Consider the following 26,004-nt stretch of genomic DNA (forward strand, 5'->3'; position numbering starts at 1 on the left):
AGTATAAATCTTAAAACAATGAAAAAACACCTGTTAGTAGGGGTATTCCTTGTCATAGCGTCAATGTTGAATGCGCAGAAAAAAGAAGAGTGGAAAGTAGCAGATCCTCTGGGAGACTGGAATTTTAAAGAAGTTGACCTGAAAACGGATAAAGGTACCTGGATGAACCTGGATGTTAGTCCTGACGGTAAAGACATTGTTTTTGACCTTATGGGTGATATCTACATCATGCCGGTAGCCGGAGGTGAGGCTAAAGTGTTAAGGCCAGGACTACCCTTTGAAATACAACCCAGATTCAGCCCTGACGGAAAGAGAATTTCTTTTACCAGCGACGCCGGAGGGGGTGACAATATCTGGATCATGGATAGGGATGGTAGCAATGCCAAACAGGTGACCAAAGAGAGCTTCCGGTTATTGAATAATGCGGTTTGGTCTGCTGACGGAAACTATCTTATTGCCAGAAAACACTTTACATCTCAGCGATCTTTAGGTGCAGGAGAGATGTGGATGTACCACATTACCGGGGGAAGTGGCCTGCAGTTAACAACAAGAAAAAATGACCAGCAAGATGTGAATGAGCCTTCAGTATCCCCTGATGGGAAATACTTATACTATAGCGAGGACATGTATCCCGGAGGCTATTTTAAATACAATAAAGATCCAAACAGCCAGATCTATGTTATTCAGCGATATGATTTTGCAGACGGGTCTGTTAAAACCATCACCGGAGGGCCGGGTGGAGCAGCCAGGCCTCAGGTTTCAAGGGATGGTTCAAAACTTGCATTTATCAAACGGGTAAGGGAAAAAAGTGTGCTGTTCATTCATGACTTGAAAACCGGTGAAGAATGGCCTGTTTACGACCAGCTAAATAAAGATCAGCAGGAAGCCTGGGCCATATTTGGAATTTATCCCAACTTCAACTGGAGTCCCGACAATAATTCAATCTATATCTGGTCAGCAGGTAAGATCAACAAAATAGATGTGAATAGCCTGACTGTTGCCGATGTGCCTTTCACGGTTAATGCAAAACTGAAAATTGCGGAGACTTTGAAATTCAGAAATGAAGTGGCACCGGATAAATTCACAGCCAGGGTGATCCGCAATGCCGTGACCTCACCTGATGGTAAAACTTTAGTGTTCAACGCGTTAGGGCATATTTATAAAAAAGAACTACCAGATGGTAAACCACAAAGGCTTACTTCTTCTTCTGATTTTGAGTTTGAGCCCTCTTTTTCGCCTGATGGAAACGAAGTAGTGTATGTAAGCTGGAATGATGAAGGGATGGGAGCAGTACAAAAGCTCAACCTGAAAAGCAGAAAGGCCCAACCCGTGAACGTGACTTCTGAAAAAGGAATTTACAGAAGCCCCACTTTCTCCCCTGATGGCAAAGAGATTGTATTTGTGAAGGAGTCTGGAAATAGTATGCTGGGCGGTACCTTCAATAAAAATGCAGGTATCTACAGGATTTCGGTGAATGGTGGTAAGGCCAGGCTTGTAGTTGACGAAGGAGAATACCCGCGCTATAGCGCTGATGGATCACGTATATTTTATCAGTCGGGAGGATACTTTTTTGGAAACCTGACTAAAGAATTAAAGAGTGTTGACCTGAATGGTGAGGATAAAAGGACACTGTTGAAGTCAAAATATGCCAACAGGCTTGTACCCAGCCCTGATAATAAGTGGGTAGCCTTTATTAACCTGCATAAGGCTTACATAGCTCCTATGCCTCATACCGGGCAGGCTATCGACCTTGATGATAAAACAACAGCTTTCCCGGTGGCAGCCATCACCCGGGATGCGGGGATTAACCTGCACTGGTCAGCAGATAGCAAAAAAATACACTGGACATTGGGTGAAGAGTATTTTACCAATGACATTAAAGAGCGTTTTACCTTTCTTGAAGGTTCGCCGGATAGCATTCCTCCTGTAGATACGGTAGGGCTGAAAGTAGGTCTGGTTGCAGATACTTACAAGCCCGAAGGAGTCATTGTATTCAAAGGGGCCAGAATAATTACCATGGAAGGTGATGAAGTGATTGAAAACGGTACTATCGTAGTTAAAAACAATAAAATTGAAGCCATTGGCAAGACAGGTGAAGTAACCGTTCCCGCCAATGCAAAAGTATATGATGTGGCCGGGAAGACGATTATTCCAGGGTTGGTGGATGTCCATGCGCACGTAGGAGCCTTTAGTTATGGCGTTTTGCCTCAGAAGCACTGGCCTTTTTATGCTAACCTTGCCTACGGCGTAACCACTGCACACGATCCTTCGGCCAATACCACAACAGTTTTTGCCATGTCAGAGCTTATAAAATCAGGAAAAATGCATGGGCCAAGGTTGTTTTCTACAGGTATAATCCTTTATGGAGCTGATGGAGATTTTAAAGCCACAATCAATAGTATAGATGATGCCCGATCTGCTTTGCGAAGAACAAAAGCCTTTGGTGCATTTTCAGTGAAAAGCTATAATCAGCCGCGCAGGGATCAGCGACAGCAGGTAATTCAGGCCGCCAGGGAGCTTAACATGCTGGTGGTGCCGGAAGGTGGCTCTACCTTCTATCACAACATGACCATGATCATGGACGGGCACACCGGAATTGAGCACAATATACCCGTAGCCCCGGTTTATGAAGATGTTGAAACCCTCTGGGGCAATAGCAAAACAGGCTATACACCTACATTAATTGTAAATTACGGAGGGTTGAATGGTGAATACTTCTGGTATCAGAAAACCAATGTCTGGGAAAATGAAAGGTTGCTGACCTTCTATCCGAGAGGAGTTATCGATTCCAGGTCACGACACAGAACTATGGCTCCGGATAATGAATATGAAAATGGCCACATCCTTGTTTCCAGAACGGCTAAAGCCCTGACCGATGCTGGTGTAAAGGTTAACTTAGGAGCCCATGGACAGCTACAAGGCCTTGGCGCCCACTGGGAACTCTGGATGCTTCAACAGGGAGGTATGACCAACATGGAAGCCCTGAAGGCTGCCACGATCAACGGAGCCAACTACCTTGGTATGGATGATCAGATAGGGTCGCTCAAGACAGGCAAACTGGCTGACCTGGTAATACTGGATAAAAATCCGCTTGAGGATATTCAGAATAGCAATTCAGTAGTTTACACCATGGTCAATGGCAGGCTTTATGATGCTGCTACGATGAACGAGATCGGTAACAAGGAAGAAAAGAGAAGTAAATTTTACTGGGAAAATAATAAGTACAATCAGGCGTTTGACTGGCATGAGGCGGGAGAAAGCTACATGACAGTAGGCTGTAGCTGCGAGGAGAGCCACTAACTATACACAGGTTTGAAATCAGCCCTGCCGGACTTAAATGTTTGGCAGGGCTTTTTGTTAGGGCTCGCTAAATCTAATGTGTACCCCATATATTTGAGTAAAGAAGGAGAAACTAAATATTATCGTTCATTGCGATACGAGGTGCAGCTTGTCCCGAACGCTATCGGGAAACGAAGAAGCAATCCCCCACCATGAAAAACAAACTCATCTATAACGGTGTGTCCCCACTATGCCTATCAACAGGAATATAAAATTTTATCGCTTTCAAAATCAATACTTTAGCCAAATCTGGTAAGCCGTGCATCTTCCTTCGCTCCCAATACACTTGTTTTAAAATTCCTGACTAATTACCTTGTCTGGCATTATCCATAAAAATCAACCTTGCCCGCTATGAAACGGGAATACCTGTATAACCATGAAAAAAAGTTTATTAACCCTGATATTGATTACCTCAGTACTCATGATTGCTAATTCCCAAAACAAAAGATTAAGAGACTACGGAATAGAGATCGGAGTTTTAAAAACCGGTAAAAATAATGCCATCACCGATGTTGCCGGAGTAACGGTTGGGCACACCACCGTAGTGAAGGGTGATAATATCAGGACTGGGGTGACCGCTATAATACCTCATGAGGGCAATATCTATCAAATGAAGGCGCCTGCCGCTATGTACATTGGCAATGGCTTTGGTAAGCTTGCCGGGTATAGCCAGGTAGAAGAACTTGGAAATATCGAAACCCCGATCATTTTAACCAATACCCTTAGCGTACCTGCGGCCTCGGAAGGCCTGATTACCTATACACTGAACCGGCAGGGAAATGAAGAGGTCAGGTCTGTAAATTCAATAGTAGGAGAGACTAATGATGGCTGGTTAAATGACATCAGGGGGAGGCATATCACCCAGGAACATGTGCTGAATGCCATCAAAAATGCAAAATCAGGTACAGTAGCAGAGGGAAATGTTGGCGCCGGTACTGGCACGATCTGCTTTGGGTATAAAGGTGGTATTGGTACTTCTTCCCGGGTTGTTCCTAAAGCTAAAGGAGGCTATACCGTTGGGGTGCTGGTGCAGACCAATTTTGGAGGTGTTTTGGAAATCAATGGCGTGCCCATAGGGCAGGAGCTGAACCATTATCCTTACATGGAAGAGATTCTTAACGAAGCTGATGGCTCATGTATGATCGTGGTCATGACCGATGCGCCGTTGTCTTCGAGAAACCTGAAAAGACTGGCCAAAAGAGCTATGCTGGGCCTTGCCAAAACCGGTGGGATTGCCTCCAATGGAAGCGGGGATTATGTGATTGCCGTATCTACAGCCAAAGATAATTTTGTACCAAATTCAGAAGAGTTGATGTTCTACAAAAGTGAAGTTTTATCTAATGAGGCCATGAGCCCCCTGTTTCTGGCAACTATTGAAGCTACCGAGGAGGCCATATTAAATTCACTATTTGCAGCGCAAACCATTACAGGCAGGGATAATCATACTATCAAAGCCTTGCCGGTAGAGCAGGTGGTGGAGATTATGAAGAAGTATAATAAGGTTAAATAATCACTTTTGGATTTTGGTTTTTCTTAGACAAACTAAGCAGTCTGCAAATTGTTGGCTGAATGCCACTTTTCCAACCTCTTATTCATCATACTGAACCAAAGTGGAGGAACCAGTGCTATAATGATCATGGTAGGATAGCTTGCTGGTAACTGCGGGCTTTCATCGTAGTGGTTCAATACCTGGTATCTTTTGATGGCATTGGCGTGATGGTCGGAGTGACGCTGTAGCTGAAAAAGGAAGAAGTTACTAATCAGGTGGCTGGCATTCCAGGAATGGATGGGAGTGACCCGTTCGTAGCGGCCCTGGGCTATTTCCTTGCGTTGGATGCCGTAATGCTCTACATAATTGACGAGTTCAAGCAGACTAAAAGCCAAAAAGCTCTGCCCGAAGAAAAAGGCAGGTACCTGCCAGGTAAAATAACCGGTATACATACTCAGGCCGAAAGTGATTGCCGCGCAGAACAATACAGGCAATACTGCAAACCAGATCATGTTGTTTTGAACGCTTAGAGGGCTTTTGTTTTTCCTTCTTAATCTCTCGTTTTCAATTTTCCATGCATGTATATAACCTCCGAAAACAGAGCGTACCCAAAAGGCATAGAACGTTTCATTTTTACGGGCTGTAGCCGGGTCTTCAGGAGTAGCTACATGTACATGGTGGCCTTTGTTGTGCTCAATGTAAAAGTGCATATAACTGACCGTCATGAGCAACAGCTTGGAATAAAAACGCTCTATGGACGGCTTTTTATGCCCCAGCTCATGAGCTACTGTAATACCGATGCCACCAGTAACAAGGGCGAAACTTAAGGTAAAACCAATCCATTCTATGGGAGTGCTTATTTTGCCAAAAGTTACTGCATAGATGCCCCAGCCGATAAAGGCCAACTGGAACCACGTCCAGACATAGGTTACAAAGCGATAGTAAAATTCATTGGAGATAATTTTTGCCTTCTCTTCCGGCACATTTTGAGTGTCAACCCCAACGGATTGGTCTATCAAAGGTAAAAGGATAAACACATGGAGCAATGTTGCAAAGTTGCCCCAGCCGCCCAGTGTGTAGCCCAGCAGTACCCATGCAGGCAAGATGAAAGCGGTAAAAAAGCCTAATTTACGACCTATGTTCATGTATGTAAAATAGTGAATTTAGATGAGGTTTGCCAGCATCAATGTGGATCATTGTTTTCAAAATGAGATATTCAGTGAAGAGTTGGCAATCGGCAGGTACAAAAAGTCGGTAGTCCCATGGCAGCTTATTAAGTGAGTAAGCTAACGAGAAATAATTGAACAGGAGATTTATCAGCAATCAGTTAAGCAATGAACCTTAGTGCCATTTGTAAATATTAACCTTATTTTTGCGCCCTGTTTATTAAAGGTAAAAAATGAATTTTAAGCTAGAGTCAAAAGATCCGGGAAGTAAAGCAAGAACAGGTACAATTACAACAGATCATGGAGAGATCAAGACTCCTATTTTTATGCCGGTGGGTACTGCCGGATCAGTAAAAGCAGTGCATCAGCGAGAGCTGAAAGAAGATATTAAAGCCCAGATAATATTGGGTAATACCTATCACTTATACCTCAGGCCAGGTTTGGACATCATAGAGGAAGCGGGTGGACTGCATAAATTTAACGGATGGGACAGGCCCATACTTACAGATAGTGGTGGGTACCAGGTCTATTCTTTAGCGGATACCCGTAAAATAAAGGAAGAAGGCGTAACCTTCCAGTCGCATATCGACGGATCAAGGCATATATTCTCCCCCGAAGCGGTAATGGATATTCAGCGTACTATAGGTGCAGATATTATCATGGCTTTTGATGAGTGTACACCATACCCATGTGAGTACGACTACGCTGAAAAGTCTATGCACATGACCCACCGCTGGCTAAAAAGATGCTGTGAACATTTTGATAAAACCGAAGGTAAATACGGTTATAGCCAAACGTTGTTCCCAATAGTACAAGGTAGTGTTTATAAAGATTTGCGCACGCAGTCAGCCGAGGCCATTGCATCGTTTGAGCGCGAAGGCAATGCCATAGGAGGCCTCTCAGTAGGTGAGCCTGCCGAGATGATGTACGAAATGACAGATCATGTCTGCAATATTTTGCCGTTGGATAAACCGCGCTACCTGATGGGAGTTGGTACACCTGCCAATATACTGGAGTGTATAGCTTTGGGAATAGACATGTTTGATTGCGTAATGCCGACCAGAAATGCCAGGAACGGTATGCTCTTTACCTCAGAAGGTATCATTAATATCAAAAACAAAAAGTGGGAAAGGGACTTTTCGCCTATAGATCCGGATTTGCCGGGATATGTCGATAATTTTTATTCAAAAGCTTATCTTAGACACCTGATCATGAGCAAGGAAATTTTAGGCGCGCAAATTGCTAGCATTCATAACTTAAGTTTTTATCTATGGCTGGTAGGTGAGGCAAGAGTGCAAATAGAAGCCGGCACTTTCAGTCAATGGAAAAATAAAATGGTCAGCAAGGTTTCTCAACGACTCTAAATGAAATTAATAGACAAGTACATACTTAAAAAGTTTCTCGGGGCTTTCATTTTTACCGTACTTATCATCGTATCGATCATACTTGTAATTGATATCACTGAGAAGACGGACAAATTTGCCGAAGCAGGGCTGGAAACATCGCAGGTGTTAGGTTATTACATGGACTTTATTCCCTGGATAGCCAATTTTATCACCCCTTTGACCGTTTTTATTGCTACAGTATTTGTCACGGCCAAGATGGCCGGCCACACGGAAATCGTGGCTATTTTGAGTAGTGGAGTTTCATTTAGGCGTATGCTGCTGCCTTACTTTATTGGTTCGGTCATGATAGCCGTCACAAGCTTTGTACTTACCGGATGGGTAATTCCAAACTCCAATAAATCCAGAGTTGCTTTTGAAGTTGAGTACCTTAAAAGCAAATTTTACTTTGACAAAACGAACTACCATATTCAGGTAGCACCCAATACTTACCTGTACATCAGAAGTTATAATAACCAAACGGAGATGGGGTATGATTTTACGCTGGAAAAGGTCGATGGCACCAAATTGCTGGAAAAACTGTCCGCTTCCCGTATAAAGTGGGACGAAGAAAAATCCAAATGGGTGCTGAGCAACTGGCGTAAGCACAGCATTACAGGCGATGTTGAGAAGATTGAAGAAGGCAAAGAAATAGATACCACACTGGCCATTCACCCCAGTGAGTTTGACAATGACTACCGCAGCCAGGATGCCATGACCATTAATGAGCTGGATGAGCAGATTGCCAAGCTCAGGTTACGTGGCGCCAGTAATGTGGAGGTGTTTGAAGTTGAGAAGTATACCCGCTTCACTTCACCATTTGCGGTACTGATACTTACCTTCATGGGAGTAATTGTATCTTCCAGAAAGACAAGGGGAGGGGCAGGTTTCCAGATAGCCTTAGGGTTCTTCCTGTCATTCCTTTACATTTTATTCTTTATCATGACCAAGACCATAGCGGAAGCCGGAAGTATGGATCCGGCGATTTCGGTATGGATTCCCAATATTCTCTTCGGAGGAATTTCACTTTTGATGTATAAATACGTACCGAGGTAATGACTGCTACCACCAAGGATTATGTCACACTACACTTCATTGTGTGGATATGGGGGTTTACCGCTATCCTGGGGTTGTTAATTTCAATCCCGTCAGTTGAGATAGTCTGGTACCGCACCATGCTGGCCTTTATGGCCCTGGGCGTTATGCTGCATTTCAGAAGGCACAATTTCCAGTTGGGCTATAAAGAGGTACTGAAAATACTCGGTACCGGATTTATTATTGCCGCACACTGGATACTGTTCTTCGCTGCCGCAAGGGTTTCTACTGCTTCTGTTTGTCTGGCCGGTATGGCTACCTGTTCACTGTGGACCAGCTTTATCGAGCCCTGGGTGAACAAACGGAAGATTAAAATATTTGAGGTGGTACTTGGTCTTGTGGTGATCGCAGGCCTTTATGTTATATTTAGATTCCAGTTCAACCACGCCTTAGGACTATTGATGGCTGTGGTATCCGCCATGCTGTCGGCCCTGTTTTCGGTGATCAACGGTCAGCTTACAAAGAAACACGGCCCATATATGATCACCTTCTATGAAATGCTCGGCGCATTTCTGGGTACTTCACTGTTCTTCCCCATTTACATGACATTCTTTGCTGCCGATGGTCAGTTAAATCTGATGCCTACCGCTATGGATTGGTTTTACCTTTCTATACTTGCCCTGGTTTGTACAGTCTACGCTTTCTCGGTATCCGTAGAACTGATGAAAAGAATATCAGCTTTTGTGGTCAACCTTACGGTAAACCTGGAGCCCGTTTATGGTATTATTCTGGCCGTTCTCATTTTTGGAGACAAGGAAAAAATGGACCCCGGCTTCTATTGGGGAACATTAATAATTCTTGCCTCTGTACTGATCTACCCCGTTATTAACAAGCGATACAAGCGAAAGGCTCTCGAAGTCGATAACCTAAGGTAAAATAGTAGCAGGCAAACAGAGTTTAACAACCAGCAACCCATGACAGGTTAAAAGTGTATGGTTAAGTTTATCCTGGATTTTGGTGAATAATCAAGAAAAAATTACGCTTCCTTTTTAGATCTATGAGATGTTGTAGTAATATATAACAGCCTGATTATCATGTAAAAAATGTACCAGGATAAATCTTTTATTGTAAAAAATTTTAATTTAATATTACTTAAGTAAAATAATTTTAGTTGTTGTGTTTGGGTATTTTTATTTATTTGTGTTTCCATATAAAAAACCAACCACAATGAAAAAGACCATTTTATTATCAACCGCCTTACTGATATCGCTGGCGTCATGTACTGATGAACCAGCTGTCGAAAACCCCGCACCACAGTCACGAACTGAAATTACTTTATCAAAAGATCAGCGGGATGAGTTGAAAGAGACTTTTGGAAAAGCGTTTGGGCTGGCTCTGACCGAGAGCCCTGAGCTAAGAAAACTCATCAAAGATGAAGCGCTTAAAATGTTTGACAACGATTATGACGTGCTTTATCTAGCGATTAAGGATGTAACACTTACAGAAGGACAAACTGTGCGAGAGTTGCTTTTGCAACATGTCGACGGTGAAGAGGAGCTTCTGCAAATAGAGAATGGTGTTCCTTTGCTCACCATCTTTGTTCCTGAGCTCCCGGAAGAAACATTTTCGGCAAAGCTATGGAATGCTGAGAGTGTGATACCCGCAGTTGGTATTACTTCTTACAAAACGAATGATGTGAAGATCATTGAGCAAGATGGCAATGAGTTTGTTCTGGAGGCCCAGCATATTCCGGCGTTTCCGGTAGTAGTGATCAAGGAAAATGAAAGGGTGATACACAGGGATGCCCGTAATAGCTCTAAGGTAAAAGGCAAAGCATTCAGAGCCGGAAACTCAGAGTTTCTGTTCCTCGCAGACTGCTTTGATGGCTCCATTAAGTCAGAGAAGGAGAATGCAAGGATAACCAAAACACCTGACCAAAAATTACTTGATGCTTATAATATCTACCTCAACATAGATGGGTGGCACCGCGATTATGTCTATTATAATATTCAGCCTACGCAGGACAGGGGTCCTTTCTCCTATGATTACATGGAATACATCAGAAGTTTCAGAATGAATGGAGATCCTGTTAGTGCCTACTCTAAAATTGCTGATCAAACGGGAGATCCTACTCTTAAAACTATAACTGGTAGCCCCAATTCAGGATGGACAGGAGGTTATTATGAGTTTAAGGTACGTGTGCTGTTAAATGCAAAGAATGGTGTAGGCGAAGAACTAATTACTTATTTCAGCGCATTACCTGACGATCTTTTTGTTGTTGAATACGAGAAGAAGCTATTTTTCTATATGCCAAAAATCACTGGATTCAGGTCTAAGTCAGTAGACTTGCCACTATTTGCCTGGGACCTTAACGATTATGCTTCTACAATTAAAATAGAAGTAGAGGAAGTGGATCTTACTGAAACCATTGTTAACAGCGAGACAAGAACGGTGAAGTTTGCTACTAACTTTGCTATTGAGGGTACTTTGAAGAAAATCGGCCTTAAATTTGGCGCCAGCCTTGAAGAAACAAGATCGCAGACAGTGTCCAGAACCTATACGTTGGGTAATGACCAGCTGGGTGGAGTAATTGTGAATTTTGCAGACGATGTAGTTTTGGGGCCGGTAAATATATTGTTTATCAAAGGTTGGAGAACGCGAGAGTACGAAACAGGCTGGTATGGCATTAGCGTTGAGCCTAAGCGGGTGCAGTAAATAAATAATTATAAGCAAGAGGCTGTTTCGAAAAGCACGAACACCATTCTAAATTTTATACCTCCTGAAATATACAGGAAGTGAGGGATTTTGAAATGTGTGATATTAGCAGATAACTTTTTTGAAGCAGCCTCTTCATTTATACTGTGAGAAAATAGGGAATCTTTAGGGCGCTTTGTATTTTAACAAACTTAATCCATTATTACTCATAGGAAATCACCCATGACCGAAGTAAACAAATACATATCAGGTTTTTCGTCAGATGTGCAGGAAGTCCTTAAAAAGATAAGGACCGTTATTAAGGACGCTGCACCGGAAGCAGAGGAAAGCATGGCTTATGGCATGCCGGCATACAAGACCCATGGCAAGCCACTGGTTTATTTTGCCGGTTACAAAAACCATATCGGGTTTTACGCTACGCCGTCAGGACATGAAGAGTTTGCGACTGACCTGTCGAAATACAAGCAAGGGAAAGGCTCCGTCCAGTTTCCACTTGACCAGCCGATTCCCTTTGACCTGATAAAGAGAATAGTTGAGTTTAGAGTAAAGGAGAACAGTGATAAGGCAGCGGCCAAAAGGAGTAGCATCAAGAAGGCTGGCAAGTAGGCCGCAGTAATGAAACAAATCAGACAATATTTAGTGTTGCTGCTTATCGCAGTCATTTTTGTGACAGGCCTTACAACAGAACTTTATTCCAACCTCTTTGGTGTGCTGACCGGCAATGGCTTTATCATTCCGGAGCAAAGTTCAATCCTAACCTTTAAAGTGAACAAAATGAACGAAGGGAGCGGGGATTATTGGCTATATGGAGAAGATCCTGGCTTTTACTACACCACAATGCAGGCCAACAACAACATGTCTTACATATTTATACCCAAAGAAAAGGCGGGTAAAATAGAGAGTTTCGATAAGGTCAACTACAAGACCTGGGGTATAGATCAGTGATCAAACTTGTTCCCAGAGGACTTCCGTTGTATATTGATTGTCTCAACACTCTGATCATGTAGCAATTAAATATATGAGAGCGATCATTTTAGCAGTAGTTATAATCTTGATGTTGTGCTCATGTCATGGTGATGATAGTTCCCGGATTCTTATAGCGGATGATTTACCAAAAGCTAAACCTGAGTACCAAAGGATAATCGTAGGGCATCTGTCAGGGAAATATGAGTTGGCTAATGAAACCCGGATCAGAAGCCGTTGGTCTGAGGATGAGCGGACATTGGCGGCAAGTTATTTAAAGCAATTGCTTGAGCAGTTGAACATAACACCTCAGGAACACAGCTATACGGCACCAAACCTTAATCCTGCCATCGATTTCATTCTTGATCCCTTCAAAGGCACCAATATTTATGGCATTTTGCCTGCTACCGGAGAGAGTAATGAATACATAGTTCTTGGAGCACATTATGATACCGGAAAAAGAAATGCTCCCGGAGCGATTGATAACGCCACAGGAATAGCACTCATCTATAGTGTTGTGAACGAACTGTCGAAAGTACAAACCAGGAACAAGCATGTGGTCATAGTCTTTTTTGATCAGGAGGAAGAAGAGCTTATTGGTAGTAAGGCTTTTGTGAAATTTATGCAGGGAAAGCCATGGGACATTCATTCCGTTCACTGTTTTGATATGGTAGGTTGGGATGGAGACGGCGACGGGGCCATGGAAATTTTTACCGCGTCTGAAACATTGAGAGATATTTACGCAGAAGCAGCAAGGAAGCACGGTATACCACTCAAAGAGATAATCATTGACCCGGTAGGATATGATGTCAGCTCAACTGATTTTGATGTGTTCGTACCCGAAGGGTATAACGTCATCGGTGCCGGAGAATGCTTTTATCACCGGGATTCTTCACCTTACAAAGACAGCCCGAAAGATACATTTGAGACAGTGAATTTCGAATACCTGTTGTCATGCTCCAATTTGATAGAAGACGTCATCAAAACTTTAGCATCACCATGAGCGCTAATTCGAAACAGGTTTTTGACAAACTGAAAACCCACTGGCTTTACAGCCTGATCCTCAGCTTGACATTGATGCTGTTTTTACACAAAGGGGTAATGTATGCATTGGTAGGCAGTTTTGTGCCGCTGCTATTCGTGTTTACAGTTTTAGGGATATTTGTATACCAACTGAATAAATCGCTCAAAGCCTTTAGTAGGGCTACAATGATCTGGTCAGTTATCTTGATTCTTTGGGCTGGTGTGAGGTTGCTATTAAGTGTGGTTAATCAATTCATCAAACCAATTCCTGAGGGGCACGTGCATGCACAACTTGGCCTTTCCGGGGCACTATTGAGTGTGGTGTTTCTTGGTTTTGGGGTGTTTTTATGGCGAAAAGGGAAGAGGTTGTCAGGCTAAGATATAAGCATTGATAGTTTCCCTGTTTTGAGTCCCCCATTGATCCATCAGGTCAATAATGGGCAGTAGGCTCTTACCTACTTCAGTGAGGCTATACTCTACTTTGAGAGGCAGGCCGGGATGCACTTTTTTAGAAACTATATTGCTTTCCAGTAACTCTTTTATCTGCATATTAAGAACTCGCGGAGAAGCCTGGCTTATGGCTTTATGAATTTGGTTTGGCCGGTTTATTCCTTTATGGATGCTGTGGATAATACATGGCTTCCATTTACCACCAGCAATTAGAGTGTAAATGTTAATGCCGCATTCCAGGTCTATGGGTATTTTTCTTTCATTCATAACTTAAAGTTAGTACATATTGAGTTGAACCAATTTTTTGAAGCAGGGAAAATATTTTCCCTGCCTGAATCTTTTTTCCCTTATTGTGTCCCTCCAACGCTCAAAATACTTTTGCCTGAACAAAAAATCAGATGAAAGAGTATGAAAAAGCAAGAAAAAGTAACGGTAATCGGTTTAGGACAAATGGGGAGAACGTTGGCCAGTTTACTATTGAAAAATGGTTACCATGTCACAGTTTGGAACAGGACGTCATCAAAAGCGGAAACGTTAATTGAAGAAGGAGCAATTTTGGCACCGGATGTAGTTACTGCCGTTAAAGCGAGTCCGGTGATTGTTGTTTGTGTACTGGATTATCCAGCTTCACTGGCAATTTTTAATGAAACAGGGGTGGCGGATTCTCTTCAAGGGCGATCCGTAGTACAACTGACTACAGGGGACCCAAAGGAGGCTATTGAGAGTGAAAAATGGATGAGTGAGCATGGAGCAGAGTATATTGTCGGAGCTATACAAGTAGCACCCGAACAAATGGCTCAGCCTGATACTACCATTTTCTTTTCCGGAACAGAAGCCGTATACCGAAGGCTTGAACCCACATTGAAGATATTTGGAGGTAACCTGAAATACCTTGGTAATAAGATCAGCGCTGCTTCGGCTATGGACCTTGCTTCACTTTCATATTTGTACGGCTCTCTTTTAGGCTTTTTTCATGCTGCCAGACTGTGCGAGGTGGAGGGTTTTGATGTAAGTCTACTTGGAGAAATTGTTAAGGAAGTTAATCCGGGATTTGCATCTTTCATACAGTATGAGTCAGGGCTCATACAGGAGGGTAAATTTGATATTAGCCAAAGTCCACTAGCTATTAGTGTTGATGCTACACAACGGATTTACAATGCATCGAAGGAATACAACATTAATTCCGAGGTGCCCAAACTGATGGCGGACTTCTTAAAGAGGGCAAAGGATAAGGGGCTTGAAGGTAAGGAATTGGCCTCTTTGATACAGGTTTTTCGCGGTTGAGAAAGATGTTAATATTAATTACCACAGGTTCAACTGAAAGAACCTGTGGTATTGTATTGTTAAAGCTACTGATCCCTGACTTAATTCATGCTAAACCTTCGCTTCCAAAAACGGTTTTGTATATAAAACCCAAAGTATGACTTACAAAATCGGAGAAAAGATAAAATGGAAATGGGGCAACAACTGGGCTCATGGTAAAGTAAAAAGCACTTTCAATTCAAAAACTACCCGCAAAATAAAGGGTACGGAAGTGACCAGGCATGGCTCTGATGATAATCCCGCACTATATATTGAACAGGAAGATGGAGACCATGTGCTGAAACTAGCGAGTGAGGTAGAGCGGGAGTAGCTCCCGCTGGTGGTGTTTTTAATACCAAATAACAATTCAGGTTCTTTCACTCCACCAGTCGTTCTAAAGAAACTCCCAATGCTTTTGAAATTTCATACAACGTATAAAGCGTTGGGTTAACCTTGCCGTTTTCTAGTTTTTCTACCGCTTGCCGGTCCTTATTGCATGCCCGTGCCAGATCAGATTGACTCCAGCCCTTTTGAGTTCTTAACTCAATAATGCGCTGCCCTATTTTCTTTTTGAGTTCGTCCTTAGTCACAAAACAAATGTCAATTTATTATACGACATATTTGTCATATTAAAGTTTGACAAATGGAATTGGGTTTAATATTATTGTCATATAAAAATATGACATGAAGAAAACGCGGATCTTGAAAATTCATGAGCGAATACGCTTTAATAAATGGAGTCAGACCTCTGTCCCTGAAATCAGGCTATGTGGCAAATGGTTAAAAGAAGCTGGTTTTAATGAAGAAGATAATGTTGAGGTGAAGATTTCTAAGGGGGTGATGATTTTGAAATTGGTCTGAGTGTAATTAGTTTAGAAACCTAAACAAATGGTAAACCCAAACTATTTTGAAAGACATAATAGAACGAATTCAAAATTGGTATAAGTTAAATTGTAACGGAGACTGGGAACATAGCTATGGATATTCTATATCTACCTTGGATAATCCCGGATGGTCAATAGCTATTGATTTGGCAGAAACTCCTTTGGAAGCACTTAGTTATAAAAGAGATTACCAGAATGTAGAGAAGGAGCATGATTGGTTTTCGATAGAGGCATTAGATAACAGTCTTAAAATATATTGTGGTCCTGACAACCTGAGACAGGCATTTGAAATATTTTTTAACGAAATCATACCGGGTTACGCTGATAAAGATTTTCATTATGAATTGTTTTTGCCTCTAATTGGAGAGGAGGTTGAAATCTGGACGCCAGCTAAGGCAAGGTTAGTGGATGAAGGGTCTGTTGAAATAATTGAAATACAGGCCATTGATTTTGGTAAAATTAAAGTTCGTGATATTAATACCATTGATTTTTGCCAATACAGTTTAGAAAAGCTTCAGCTTCCTTTCAAAGTGGGAGATGTGGTTACGGTGGATATCGAGGAAGTATATGATGGGGTTGTTTTAGTGGCACGTGATGTTTTGATGACATTTTGTAAGTAGTATTTTTTCACCACTAACTGCGCTGTATAAATCCCACAAATGAGACTATATTCCAACAAACCCTACCCAGACTAACCCATTCAAGCATATTTTCACCACTCCTCAATAGCTTTCATACCTTCAAAATCACCGGTTCACCGTTCAGCGTGTAATTGTGTGACACATAGTATGTTCTCCCTATTTTTATAATATTTCGTATCCCGGCCGTGATATAATAACCCCGCTGTTTTGATGTAAATGTCGTGGTTTTGCGCCTCTGAACCCGTCGTTCTACAAACGGAAAATCCAGGTGGAAAAAATCCCTTTCATACCCGATTAGGCGATTTTTTCAGGGTAGACAATACTCCCGAACTTTAAGAATATAGTGCCAGCGGATGATCTTAATTAATGATTCCTTTGAATAGTACGGAAAAGCGAACCGACGTGGTGATGAACTCTCTGATGTTAGCATTTTTCAGTCACCCTCTATTCTCTTATAAAATGTAATCGATTAAACAATTTATAACCTAACCCTTTATCCTATGAGAACAAATTTAAAATTGTCTTTACTTCTATTGTTTATGCTGGCGTGGTGCTCCTCTGCCAGTGCACAGAATGAGTACATTGAGCGGTTTAACGAGTTAAGAGGAGAGTTTTACGATCCTGCCAACGGCTACTTTAGTCCTGACGGCGCTCCTTACCACTCCGTAGAAACCTTAATTGTAGAAGCGCCCGATCATGGGCATGAGTCCACCAGTGAACTATATTCCTATTGGATCTGGCTGGAAGCCATGCATGGCAGGGTCAGTGGCGACTGGCAGCCTCTGAACCAGGCATGGGGCAAAATGGAGGATCATATCATCCCTTCGCAGGAAGACCAGCCGACGAACAGCGCCTATAATGCTTCCAGTCCGGCTACCTATGCGCCTGAGTTTCCTGAACCAAGCTTTTATCCATCACCATTGCAGTTCAATACCCCCGTGGGAAACGATCCAGTATCTCCGGACCTAACCTCAGCCTATGGCCCGGAAGTCTACGGTATGCACTGGCTGCTGGACTGCGATAATTTCTATGGATATGGAACCCGGGGAGACGGAGTTACCACGCCATCCTTTATCAACACCTTCCAGAGAGGCGAGCAGGAATCTGTTTGGGAAACAGTTCCCCAGCCATCATGGGAAGATTTCAGTTGGGGTGGAGACAAAGGCTATTTGCCTTTATTTACCCTCGATCAGAATTATGCTCAACAGTGGAGATATACCAATGCTCCTGATGCAGATGCCAGGGTAGTTCAAGCGATGTATTGGGCTGCCGAGTGGGCCAAAGAGCAGGATTTGAACCCTAACTCAGTTATTCCACTGAGTGATGCCAGCAAAATGGGTGATTTTACCCGTTTGGCCATGTTTGACAAGTACTTCAAACCCTTGGGAGCACAAAGTCCTGATGCCGCAGGTTCGGGCTATGAAAGTGCTCATTACCTGATGTCTTGGTACTATGCATGGGGCGGATCTATATCTACCTCAGGCACCTGGGCATGGAGGATAGGGTCTAGCCACTGCCACTTTGGGTACCAAAACCCTGTGGCTGCCTGGGCCTTAAATTCATACAATGATTTGATGCCCGCATCTCAAAACGGAGCCAGGGATTTTGGCACCAGTTTGGATCGTCAGCTCGAATTTTATCGCTATCTGCAATCAGCCGATGGAGCCATTGCCGGTGGAGCCACCAACAGTTGGAATGGTGATTACAGTCCATATCCTGCAGGAAAATCAACTTTCTACGGAATGGCCTATGATGAACACCCCGTCTATCATGATCCCGGAAGCAACTCCTGGGGAGGATGGCAGGCATGGTCTATGGAGCGCGTAGCAGAATACTACTACCTCTCCAACGACCCTAGAGCCAAGGAACTGATGGACAACTGGGTGCCCTGGGTAAAAGAGCATGTGCAGTTAACAGGCAGTACATTTCAAATCCCTGCCGAAATGGAGTGGAGCGGTGAGCCCGATACATGGAACCCTGACAACCCGGGAGACAACAGCAACTTAAGGGTAACAGTAACCGGTTATAACCAGGACCTGGGCATTGCTGCGTCCTTTGCCAAAGCGTTAATTTACTATGCTGCTGCTACGGAGAAATATGAAACCATTGATGAGGAATCGAGAGTACTGGCCAAAGAAATACTGGACAGAATGTGGAACAACTTCCGTGATGAAAAAGGCCTTGCCTCACCTGAGGAAAGAGGGGACTATTCCAGATTCTTTGAGCAGGAAGTATACGTGCCCGAATCATTTAACGGAACTATGCCCAATGGCGATGTTATAGAAAATGGTGTTACTTTTCTTGATATCCGCAGCAATTATCTTAACGATCCTGATTTTCAGAAGCTTCAAAGCAGCTACGAGAGTGGTCAGCCTTACGTGGCCAGGTACCACAGGTCATGGGCACTGATAGAAATTGCCTTAGCCAATGCAGAGTATGGTTTCTTCTTTGGAGAAGGAGGAGGGGACGCATCTCCTACAGTAAGCATTACATCTCCGGCCAATAATGCTGTTTTTGAACCAGGTGCCGACATTACTATTGAGGCAAATGCATCAGATGACAATGCTGTGGCATCCGTAGAGTTTTTCCGGAATGGCATTAGCTTAGGCGTAGATAACAGTGCGCCATACGCAGTAATCTGGGCTGATGTGGCAGAAGGAAGCTACGCATTAACTGCCGTAGCCACTGATGATGCCGGAAATACGAAAACATCGGGTACAGTAAACATTACTGTTGGTGCAGAAAATAATGATCCTGTTGCCGTGATATCAGCTAACCCACTTACAGGCCAGGCGCCACTAGCCGTGACCTTTGATGCCAGTGGCTCAAGTGATGCAGATGGCGACGTACTTTCCTATAGCTGGAATTTCGGTGATGGCGCTTCCGCCACAGGCGCAGTGGTAATCCATACATATACGGCGGCAGGCACATACACAGCCACCGTAACCGTAACAGATGGCAATGGAGGCTCCGATGAGGCCAGTGTAAATATTGAAGTATCGCCTTCCGATCCGTCAGGGTGCGATTTTGGTACACCACTGGCGTCAGGTTTGCCTAGTATAAACCAGAGCTTCAACAATACCCATGTTCTGGGCACTGGAGGCCCGAACCTGAGCAATGTAACTAACTTTGGTATCAACTGGAGCATTCAGCATAATGGTTTGTGGCAGTTGTCTTTAAACACCAATAATGGTCAACCTAATTGGTGGATTGATTTAAGGACTGTGTCTACATCCGCCTTTAGCCAGGCACAACCCGATATTACTTTCAGCAACAGCGGTATTCCTGGTCTGGATGGCTCTTACTGGGTGGCATTGGATAATGGCAACTTTGTAATGGTCTCCAAAAGTGGTGGGTTCTCTATCTATTTTAGTAATTCTTCCACACCACCGGTCTGCGATGCAAGCAGCAGCAGGCTAGCTCAGCAATCGCCTGAAGCTGAAAGCCAATCAACTTCTGACATTGTTGTGTACCCTAACCCTGCGGCAAACAAACTGAACGTGGTAGTAAGGGACGGTTACACCTGGCTAAGACTCGTAGATGTAAGAGGCAGAGTGGTACTTAACCAACAGACTACCACTTCCAACTCACAGAGCATAGAATTGGACGTTAGCAGTTTTGAACCCGGCATGTACCTGCTGCACATCAACAATGGAGACAGGTCTGAAATCAAAAAAGTGGGTATAAAGATGCAATAATTAGGTAACAGGTAATCATATAATGGGTGGCCTCCGGAGCTGTTTTAGTTTCGGAGGCTTTTTTGGTTATTAATGCGTACAAGGTCGGAAATAAATTAGGGCGCTTGGAATGTCTTTCTTGAATTGTAAATTTATTCATCAGTCAATCAATCTGAAATTTAGTATATGTGACTTATAGCATGCCTCATGTCAGTTTAACAATGATTTTAAATTTTCTACAATAAGTAATTTGATTGGTGACCCGCAAGTAAGGCTAATCATCAGAATTCAAGGTTAATTGTATATTTGTGTGATGAAGAACCTTTACATTATAGCAGGTTGTAACGGAGCTGGCAAAACTACAGCATCTTATACAATTCTACCTGAAATTCTTAATTGTAGAGAATTTGTGAATGCAGATGAAATAGCGAAAGGGCTTTCTCCCTTTCAACCTGAAAAGGCAGGGATAACAGCAGGAAAGCTAATGTTGAAAAGAATTAAAACTTTGCTTCAAGCAGGAGAGAGCTTCGCTTTTGAGACAACCCTTTCAACCAAAAGTTATGCAGGATTTGTGGAAAAAGCAAAACAATTGGATTATCAAGTTACATGCTTATTTTTTTTATTGCATTCAGAAGAGTTAGCAATTTCAAGAGTAGAAACAAGAGTGAAGGAAGGCGGACATAATATTCCTGAAGCAGTAATTAGAAGAAGATATAAAAGAGGATTAAATAATTTTTTTAATTTATTTCTTCCTAAGGTAGATAACTGGTTATTTGTTGATAATTCTGGAGATACTTATGAAATTGTTGCAGAAGGTACTATGAATGAAATTGTTATAAATAATGTTAAGCAATGGAATGAATTAAAGGATAAATATAATGATGAGAACTAAAGAGCAACTAAAGGAAGAAAGAGACAAGATAGTTAAGGGGCTTGAAGAGACTTACAGGAGACTGGTTGAGTTCAAAAAGCAGAAAAATAGTCCCATGATCATAATAAAGGATGGAGAAGTTGTAGCTTTGGATCCTCATGAAGTGCCGCCTACAACGCTATACAAGCGCAATACCGGAGCAAATCTTACATAAACACTCATAGGCTTAAGCGTGCTGATTGTTTATACCTAATCCAGTATCTTTAACGCGTTTAAGAGATTTTATACCCGTTCAGGTATAAATAGGTTGAATTTTATTGTTTTTGTACCCGAACGGGTATAAAATGAACAAGTTAAGTCAGTTTGTAAAAGGGCGGCGAAAAAGCCTTGGATTAACGTAAGAAGACCTTTCATTTAAGTCAGGGGTTGGTTTAAGGTTTGTACGCGACCTCGAACAGGGCAAGAAATCCCTTAGAATGGACAAAGTAAATCAGGTACTGGCATTATTTGGACATGAACTTGGCCCTGTGCCGGCAGATAGGAATGAAGACAGCTAATGTCGGCAATTACCTTCTTCAATCACCTTTCCTCCCTACGCAATACCCACTTCTCATCACTACTCTTTATTTTAGAGGGTTGAAAGAATAAAAAACTAAAATACGTCCCATGTTAAAAAAACTAACTCTGCTGTCAATGGCATTTCTGATGCCTTTGCTATTGGCGGCGCAAGAATTAAAATCCCCTGATGGTAATTTGTCAATGAAGTTTGAACTGTCTGATGAAGGCGTCCCATTTTACAACCTGAATTATAAAGGAAAACCAGTCATAAAACCCAGTGCACTTGGATTGGAACTGATGGATTTCCCTTCGATGAATGCAGGCTTTGAGGTAAAGGAAGTAAAAGAGCAGTCAGTGGATAGTAGCTGGAAGCCCGTTTGGGGAAAGCAGTCGACCATTAGAAATAGCTACAACGAGTTACTAGTCACACTGGTACAGCCTGCGCTAAAAGAGCGTTTTATCCGTATACGGTTCAGGCTTTTTGATGATGGCCTCGGCTTCCGTTATGAGTTTCCCAAACAGCCGGAGCTTAAGTACTTTATCATCAAAGAAGAGCTGACAGAGTTTGCCCTTGCCGACGACCATAAAATCTTCTGGATTCCCGGTGACTATGATACTAATGAATATCCCTATACCACTTCAAAGATCTCTGAGTTGCCGGCAAAAATGCCTGAGGCTACCATTGAAATAACAGCTCAAAGACCAATAAAAAACCTGGCCGTACAAACCCCCTCTATGATGAAAACGGCCGACGGACTTTATATCAATATCCACGAGGCGGCCCTGGAGAATTATTCAGGCATGAACCTTAATGTAGATGCCAAAACATATAAAATGAGCACCCACCTTACACCGGATGCCGTCGGCAACAAAGGTTACCTGCAAACTGATACACACTCTCCTTGGAGAACCATAGTCGTAAGCGATCAGGCTACCGATATTTTGGCTTCTAATATGATTGTGAATTTAAATGAACCCACCGCTTACGAGGATGTATCATGGATAAAGCCGGTAAAATATATTGGTGTGTGGTGGGAGTATTTTATCCATCGTGGCAGCAGTTGGGCTTATGGTACCGAGACCAACGTAAAGCTGGACCAGGATTTTACAAAGCTAACGCCAAGTGGCAGGCATGGTGCTACCACGGAAAATGTAAAAAAGTATATCGATTTTGCCGCAAAGCATGGTTTTGATGCCGTTTTGGTAGAAGGCTGGAACATCGGCTGGGAAGACTGGTTTGGCAACTGGAAAGAAGATGTCTTTGATTTTGTAACGCCATATCCTGATTTTGATGTAGAAGAACTAGAAAAATATGCCAGCGCCAAAGGAGTGCGGATCATGATGCACCACGAGACCTCAGCCTCTGCCACCAATTATGAACGCAGACTTGACAGGGCATTCCAATTTATGGCCGACCACGGGTATAATTCAGTAAAAACCGGCTATGTAGGTAAAATCATACCCAGAGGCGAACACCATGACGGTCAATGGATGGTAAACCACTACATCCATGTAGCCAGGCGTGCGGCAGATTACGAGATCATGGTTAACAGCCACGAAGCAGTACGGCCAACGGGACTCCACCGCACCTACCCCAACTGGATAGCGCAGGAGTCAGCCAGAGGTACGGAGTTTGAAGCTATGGGCGGCCTGCACCCGGAGCATACCACTATCCTGCCTTTCACCAGGCTAATGGGCGGCCCAATGGATTATACACCAGGTATTTTCCAGACCACCTATAATAACGGTAAACAACGAATTAATACCACCCTGGTAAAGCAACTGGCCTATTACATAACCATGTACAGCCCTCTGCAAATGGCGGCTGACCTTCCTGAAAATTACGAACGCTTCCCGGACGCCTTTCAGTTCATCAAGGATGTAGCCCTGGACTGGGATGACAGCTACTATCTGGAAGCCGAGCCAGGCGACTACGTGACCATAGCCAGAAAAGCCAAAGGCAAAAAGGAGTGGTACGTTGGCGGTGTAACTGATGAAAATGCCCGGACAGCTAATATAGGGTTTGATTTTCTGCCTAAAGGAGAGAAGTTTATAGCCACTATTTATGCAGATGGTAAAGATGCCAGTTGGAACGAAAACCCGCAAAGCTATACCATTCGCAAAGTTGTGGTTGACTCCAAAAGCAAGCTAAGCCAAAAGCTGGCCCCGGGTGGGGGAGTGGCCATCAGCATTGTAGAGGCCACTAAAGATAGTATGAAAGGACTTAAGAAGCTTTAAAGCTTCTCACCGGGAAATAAATTTAAGTAATTGCATTATAAGGCTGTCTTAAAAGTCGCACTCGTCATTCCAAACTTTGTTTTGTAATCTCCCCGAGAATAAGCAGAAGCTAATGAGGAGATTCAGAAAAATTTAAGAATGATGTCAGGAGGCGACTTTTTAGACAACCTTGATTTGTAAATTGCAGAAGACGATGAACCACCAACTGACCTTTCAATTATGGAACCAGCCTGTCGGATTGTTAATTACTGCAATAGCAACCCTGGTGCTAACCAATTCCCTGAATCTGGAGAGTATCTCTACGGCAGGAAGTGTAGGTTTTTTATTGATTTTTGCGGTTGTAAACCAGGTAGGATTCAGGCTGGCTGATAAAATCGGAGGGAATAAGGTAGTTCCTGCTATTGGTTTTGTGCTTTGTGCCGTAGCGTTGATTGTATTAGTACAGCAGCAGTTCATGTCCAATAAACTAAGTGTCATTATCTCCGTTTCTATTGTTGTTGGATGCTTTGTGGTGGAATGGGCCTACAAAAGGACAGAAAAAGGCAGCGTAAAAACTCCTTCCGGTAATCAACATCAGTAATTGAACGTAACATCTTTCAAATGGAAAAAATCCCGGTCAGAACTATAAGCGAACCAGAGTTTTCAGAGCGCTTCATCATCAGGGATGTTGAGGAGTTGCTCTCAGGAATGGACATGGTCCAGGAGCTGCACCGGCATAATTTCTTTTTTGTTTTGGTTCTGAAAAAGGGTGAGGGGGAGCACAGCATTGATTTTAATTCATATCCTGTTAAAGACTGCACTGTTTTTTTTATGCGGCCAGGGCAAGTTCATCAACTTAAACTTAAGCGAGATTCTGTAGGGTTTTTGATACAATTTAATGCTGATTTTTACTCCTCCGTTGCAAAGCCTTCAGGGCAGGTATTGAGAAAAGTGAGCAATAAAAGTCATTACAAGTTCAGTCCTGATAAATTTGAAAAATTGATGGCCATTCTGTCTGATATTTTTCTGGAGCACAATGAAAAACAAGATAAATATAAGGAAACCATCAGGGCAAATCTGGATGTTTTTTTCATCCATTTACTAAGACAAAGCCAGGGTGCAGAAATCAGGAAAAAAGCTACAAACTCATACGCACAGGAAAGGCTCGAAGATCTGATGACCTTGCTCGAAACCCATATTATAACGTGTAAGGAGGTAGGTAAGTATGCCGACATGATGCACCTCACCGCTTACCAGCTCAATGCAATAACCAAAGAGACATTAGGGAAAACCTGTTCACAGCTCATCAATGAGCAGATCATACTTGAAGCCAAAAGGAACTTACTGGCTACAACAAGCCAGGTCAATGAAATAGCCCATGACCTGGGATATGAGGATGCTTCTTATTTTACCCGGTTTTTTAAAAGGCACATGGGTTTCTCACCTGAGTCTTACAGACAGAACTTCAAATAAGTCCTGTCCAACTTCATTTTTGTCCTACGAACCCACTTCTCTTGCTTTATAATTTTGCAATGTAGCATCCCTTCGTGTTTACAGAAGGAGTGAAGGGTTGGTCATACATTATTTATAAACTAAAAGATAAAGAAAAATGGAGGACTCATGGCTTAAGTATTGGGACGACAGGTTTAGCACCAAAGATTATGCTTATGGTAAGCAACCTAACAACTATTTGAAAGAACAGTTGCAGCAGCTTGAGGTTGGGAAAATACTTTTTGCGGCAGAAGGTGAAGGGCGGAATGCCATTTGTGCAGCAAGTCTTGGATGGGAGGTTTCTGCCTTTGACATAAGCTTGGAAGGTAAAAACAAAGCTCTGCAACTGGCGAATGAGTATGGCGTCTCGCTTGACTATCAGATCGGTCAATTGCCTGAACTAGGTTATAAAGATGAGCAATTTGATGTTATTGCACTTATTTATGCTCACTTTCCGGCCCATATTAAATCTGACTACCATAAGTTACTCGATAAGTATCTGGTAACAGGCGGCACTGTAATTTTTGAGGCTTTCAGCAAGAGTCATTTAGAATACAGGCTCAAAAACGAAAAGGCAGGAGGGCCAAGGGATATAGAGTCACTGTTTTCTGTTGAGGAGCTAAGGTCTGATTTTGCTGATTATGAGATTATAGCGATGGAAGAAAAGGAAGTGACCTTAAGCGAAGGGTTGTATCATAATGGAAAAAGCTCGGTGATTCGTTTTGTAGGGAGAAAGTAATAAAGTTTGATTAGTAATGCGGAATATTCCAAAAGATCATAATCATTTGATAAATTTAGTAG

Annotated in this window: 24 protein-coding genes; 21 read left to right on the forward strand and 3 right to left on the reverse strand. The window is 42.8% G+C overall.

From position 1 onward, the window contains the following. Positions 1-18 precede the first annotated feature (18 nt). A complete protein-coding gene (locus tag LVD17_RS16385) occupies positions 19-3,300 on the forward strand; it encodes an amidohydrolase family protein (RefSeq protein WP_233760092.1) in 3,282 nt (1,093 codons plus the stop codon). 415 nt (positions 3,301-3,715) lie between these two features. Then, positions 3,716-4,849, forward strand: a complete 1,134-nt coding sequence (locus tag LVD17_RS16390; RefSeq protein ID WP_233760093.1) for a DmpA family aminopeptidase — start codon at positions 3,716-3,718, stop codon at positions 4,847-4,849. A gap of 32 nt (positions 4,850-4,881) precedes the next feature. On the opposite strand, the gene LVD17_RS16395 is transcribed toward LVD17_RS16390, so the two are convergent. Continuing rightward, the gene (locus tag LVD17_RS16395) at positions 4,882-5,973 is read right to left on the reverse strand and encodes an alkane 1-monooxygenase (protein WP_233760094.1); all 1,092 of its coding nucleotides are present in this window, start codon (positions 5,971-5,973) and stop codon (positions 4,882-4,884) included. A gap of 254 nt (positions 5,974-6,227) precedes the next feature. Between LVD17_RS16395 and tgt the strand changes: the two genes are divergently transcribed. The 8 genes from tgt (at position 6,228) to LVD17_RS16435 (ending at position 13,490) form a co-directional block, all read left to right on the forward strand. Then, entirely contained in the window at positions 6,228-7,358 is a 1,131-nt protein-coding gene (gene tgt / locus LVD17_RS16400) for a tRNA guanosine(34) transglycosylase Tgt (protein ID WP_233760095.1), read from the forward strand. Then, a complete protein-coding gene (locus tag LVD17_RS16405) occupies positions 7,359-8,432 on the forward strand; it encodes an LptF/LptG family permease (RefSeq protein ID WP_233760096.1) in 1,074 nt (357 codons plus the stop codon). After that, the gene (locus LVD17_RS16410; RefSeq protein ID WP_233760097.1) at positions 8,432-9,346 is read left to right on the forward strand and encodes a DMT family transporter; all 915 of its coding nucleotides are present in this window, start codon (positions 8,432-8,434) and stop codon (positions 9,344-9,346) included. Before LVD17_RS16405 ends, LVD17_RS16410 begins: the two co-directional genes overlap by 1 nt. 292 nt (positions 9,347-9,638) lie before the next feature. After that, positions 9,639-11,126 (forward strand): hypothetical protein, encoded by a 1,488-nt coding sequence (locus tag LVD17_RS16415; protein ID WP_233760098.1) that lies wholly within the window; start codon positions 9,639-9,641, stop codon positions 11,124-11,126. A 222-nt stretch (positions 11,127-11,348) separates the two neighbouring features. After that, positions 11,349-11,732, forward strand: a complete 384-nt coding sequence (locus tag LVD17_RS16420) for an iron chaperone (RefSeq protein ID WP_233760099.1) — start codon at positions 11,349-11,351, stop codon at positions 11,730-11,732. Positions 11,733-11,741: 9 nt separating this feature from the next. Then, a complete protein-coding gene (locus LVD17_RS16425) occupies positions 11,742-12,071 on the forward strand; it encodes a hypothetical protein (protein ID WP_233760100.1) in 330 nt (109 codons plus the stop codon). A 73-nt stretch (positions 12,072-12,144) separates the two neighbouring features. Beyond that, positions 12,145-13,092, forward strand: a complete 948-nt coding sequence (locus tag LVD17_RS16430) for a M28 family metallopeptidase (RefSeq protein ID WP_233760101.1) — start codon at positions 12,145-12,147, stop codon at positions 13,090-13,092. Then, positions 13,089-13,490, forward strand: a complete 402-nt coding sequence (locus LVD17_RS16435) for a hypothetical protein (RefSeq protein ID WP_233760102.1) — start codon at positions 13,089-13,091, stop codon at positions 13,488-13,490. The genes LVD17_RS16430 and LVD17_RS16435 overlap by 4 nt, the downstream gene beginning before the upstream one ends. Here LVD17_RS16435 and LVD17_RS16440 read toward each other — a convergent pair. Next, positions 13,482-13,829 (reverse strand): winged helix-turn-helix transcriptional regulator, encoded by a 348-nt coding sequence (locus LVD17_RS16440; RefSeq protein WP_233760103.1) that lies wholly within the window; start codon positions 13,827-13,829, stop codon positions 13,482-13,484. The two genes, LVD17_RS16435 and LVD17_RS16440, sit on opposite strands and share 9 nt — an antisense overlap. Before the next feature lie 141 nt (positions 13,830-13,970). On the opposite strand from LVD17_RS16440, the gene LVD17_RS16445 reads away from it, so the two are divergent. Continuing rightward, the gene (locus tag LVD17_RS16445) at positions 13,971-14,846 is read left to right on the forward strand and encodes an NAD(P)-dependent oxidoreductase (RefSeq protein ID WP_233760104.1); all 876 of its coding nucleotides are present in this window, start codon (positions 13,971-13,973) and stop codon (positions 14,844-14,846) included. A gap of 136 nt (positions 14,847-14,982) precedes the next feature. After that, positions 14,983-15,195, forward strand: coding sequence for a hypervirulence associated TUDOR domain-containing protein (locus LVD17_RS16450; protein WP_233760105.1), 213 nt, complete (start codon positions 14,983-14,985; stop codon positions 15,193-15,195). 46 nt (positions 15,196-15,241) lie between these two features. Here LVD17_RS16450 and LVD17_RS16455 read toward each other — a convergent pair whose 3' ends face one another. Then, positions 15,242-15,454 (reverse strand): helix-turn-helix transcriptional regulator, encoded by a 213-nt coding sequence (locus LVD17_RS16455; protein ID WP_233760106.1) that lies wholly within the window; start codon positions 15,452-15,454, stop codon positions 15,242-15,244. Between the two features lie 94 nt (positions 15,455-15,548). Here LVD17_RS16455 and LVD17_RS16460 point away from each other — a divergent pair, with 94 nt between their 5' ends. The 9 genes from LVD17_RS16460 to LVD17_RS16505 all read left to right on the forward strand — a co-directional run bounded on the left by LVD17_RS16460 (position 15,549) and on the right by LVD17_RS16505 (position 25,942). Continuing rightward, positions 15,549-15,725, forward strand: a complete 177-nt coding sequence (locus tag LVD17_RS16460) for a SymE family type I addiction module toxin (RefSeq protein WP_155169564.1) — start codon at positions 15,549-15,551, stop codon at positions 15,723-15,725. A gap of 46 nt (positions 15,726-15,771) precedes the next feature. After that, positions 15,772-16,368 (forward strand): immunity 53 family protein, encoded by a 597-nt coding sequence (locus tag LVD17_RS16465; RefSeq protein ID WP_233760107.1) that lies wholly within the window; start codon positions 15,772-15,774, stop codon positions 16,366-16,368. A 521-nt stretch (positions 16,369-16,889) separates the two neighbouring features. Then, on the forward strand, positions 16,890-20,087 hold the full coding sequence (locus tag LVD17_RS16470; RefSeq protein ID WP_233760108.1) for a glycoside hydrolase family 48 protein: 3,198 nt from the start codon (positions 16,890-16,892) through the stop codon (positions 20,085-20,087). Positions 20,088-20,379: 292 nt separating this feature from the next. After that, positions 20,380-20,958, forward strand: a complete 579-nt coding sequence (locus LVD17_RS16475; protein WP_233767969.1) for an ATPase — start codon at positions 20,380-20,382, stop codon at positions 20,956-20,958. Next, positions 20,945-21,151 (forward strand): hypothetical protein, encoded by a 207-nt coding sequence (locus tag LVD17_RS16480; protein ID WP_233760109.1) that lies wholly within the window; start codon positions 20,945-20,947, stop codon positions 21,149-21,151. Before LVD17_RS16475 ends, LVD17_RS16480 begins: the two co-directional genes overlap by 14 nt. 452 nt (positions 21,152-21,603) lie before the next feature. Continuing rightward, complete coding sequence (locus LVD17_RS16490; protein WP_233760110.1) at positions 21,604-23,733, forward strand: glycoside hydrolase family 97 protein; 2,130 nt, start codon at positions 21,604-21,606, stop codon at positions 23,731-23,733. A 193-nt stretch (positions 23,734-23,926) separates the two neighbouring features. Then, positions 23,927-24,313: a hypothetical protein gene (locus LVD17_RS16495; protein ID WP_233760111.1), complete on the forward strand. Its 387-nt coding sequence runs from the start codon at positions 23,927-23,929 to the stop codon at positions 24,311-24,313. A gap of 20 nt (positions 24,314-24,333) precedes the next feature. Continuing rightward, on the forward strand, positions 24,334-25,185 hold the full coding sequence (locus tag LVD17_RS16500; RefSeq protein WP_233760112.1) for an AraC family transcriptional regulator: 852 nt from the start codon (positions 24,334-24,336) through the stop codon (positions 25,183-25,185). Positions 25,186-25,321: 136 nt separating this feature from the next. Then, positions 25,322-25,942: a class I SAM-dependent methyltransferase gene (locus tag LVD17_RS16505; RefSeq protein ID WP_233760113.1), complete on the forward strand. Its 621-nt coding sequence runs from the start codon at positions 25,322-25,324 to the stop codon at positions 25,940-25,942. The last annotated feature ends 62 nt before the right edge of the window (positions 25,943-26,004 follow it).

The organism is Fulvivirga ulvae (assembly GCF_021389975.1).
GTDB lineage: Bacteria > Bacteroidota > Bacteroidia > Cytophagales > Cyclobacteriaceae > Fulvivirga > Fulvivirga ulvae.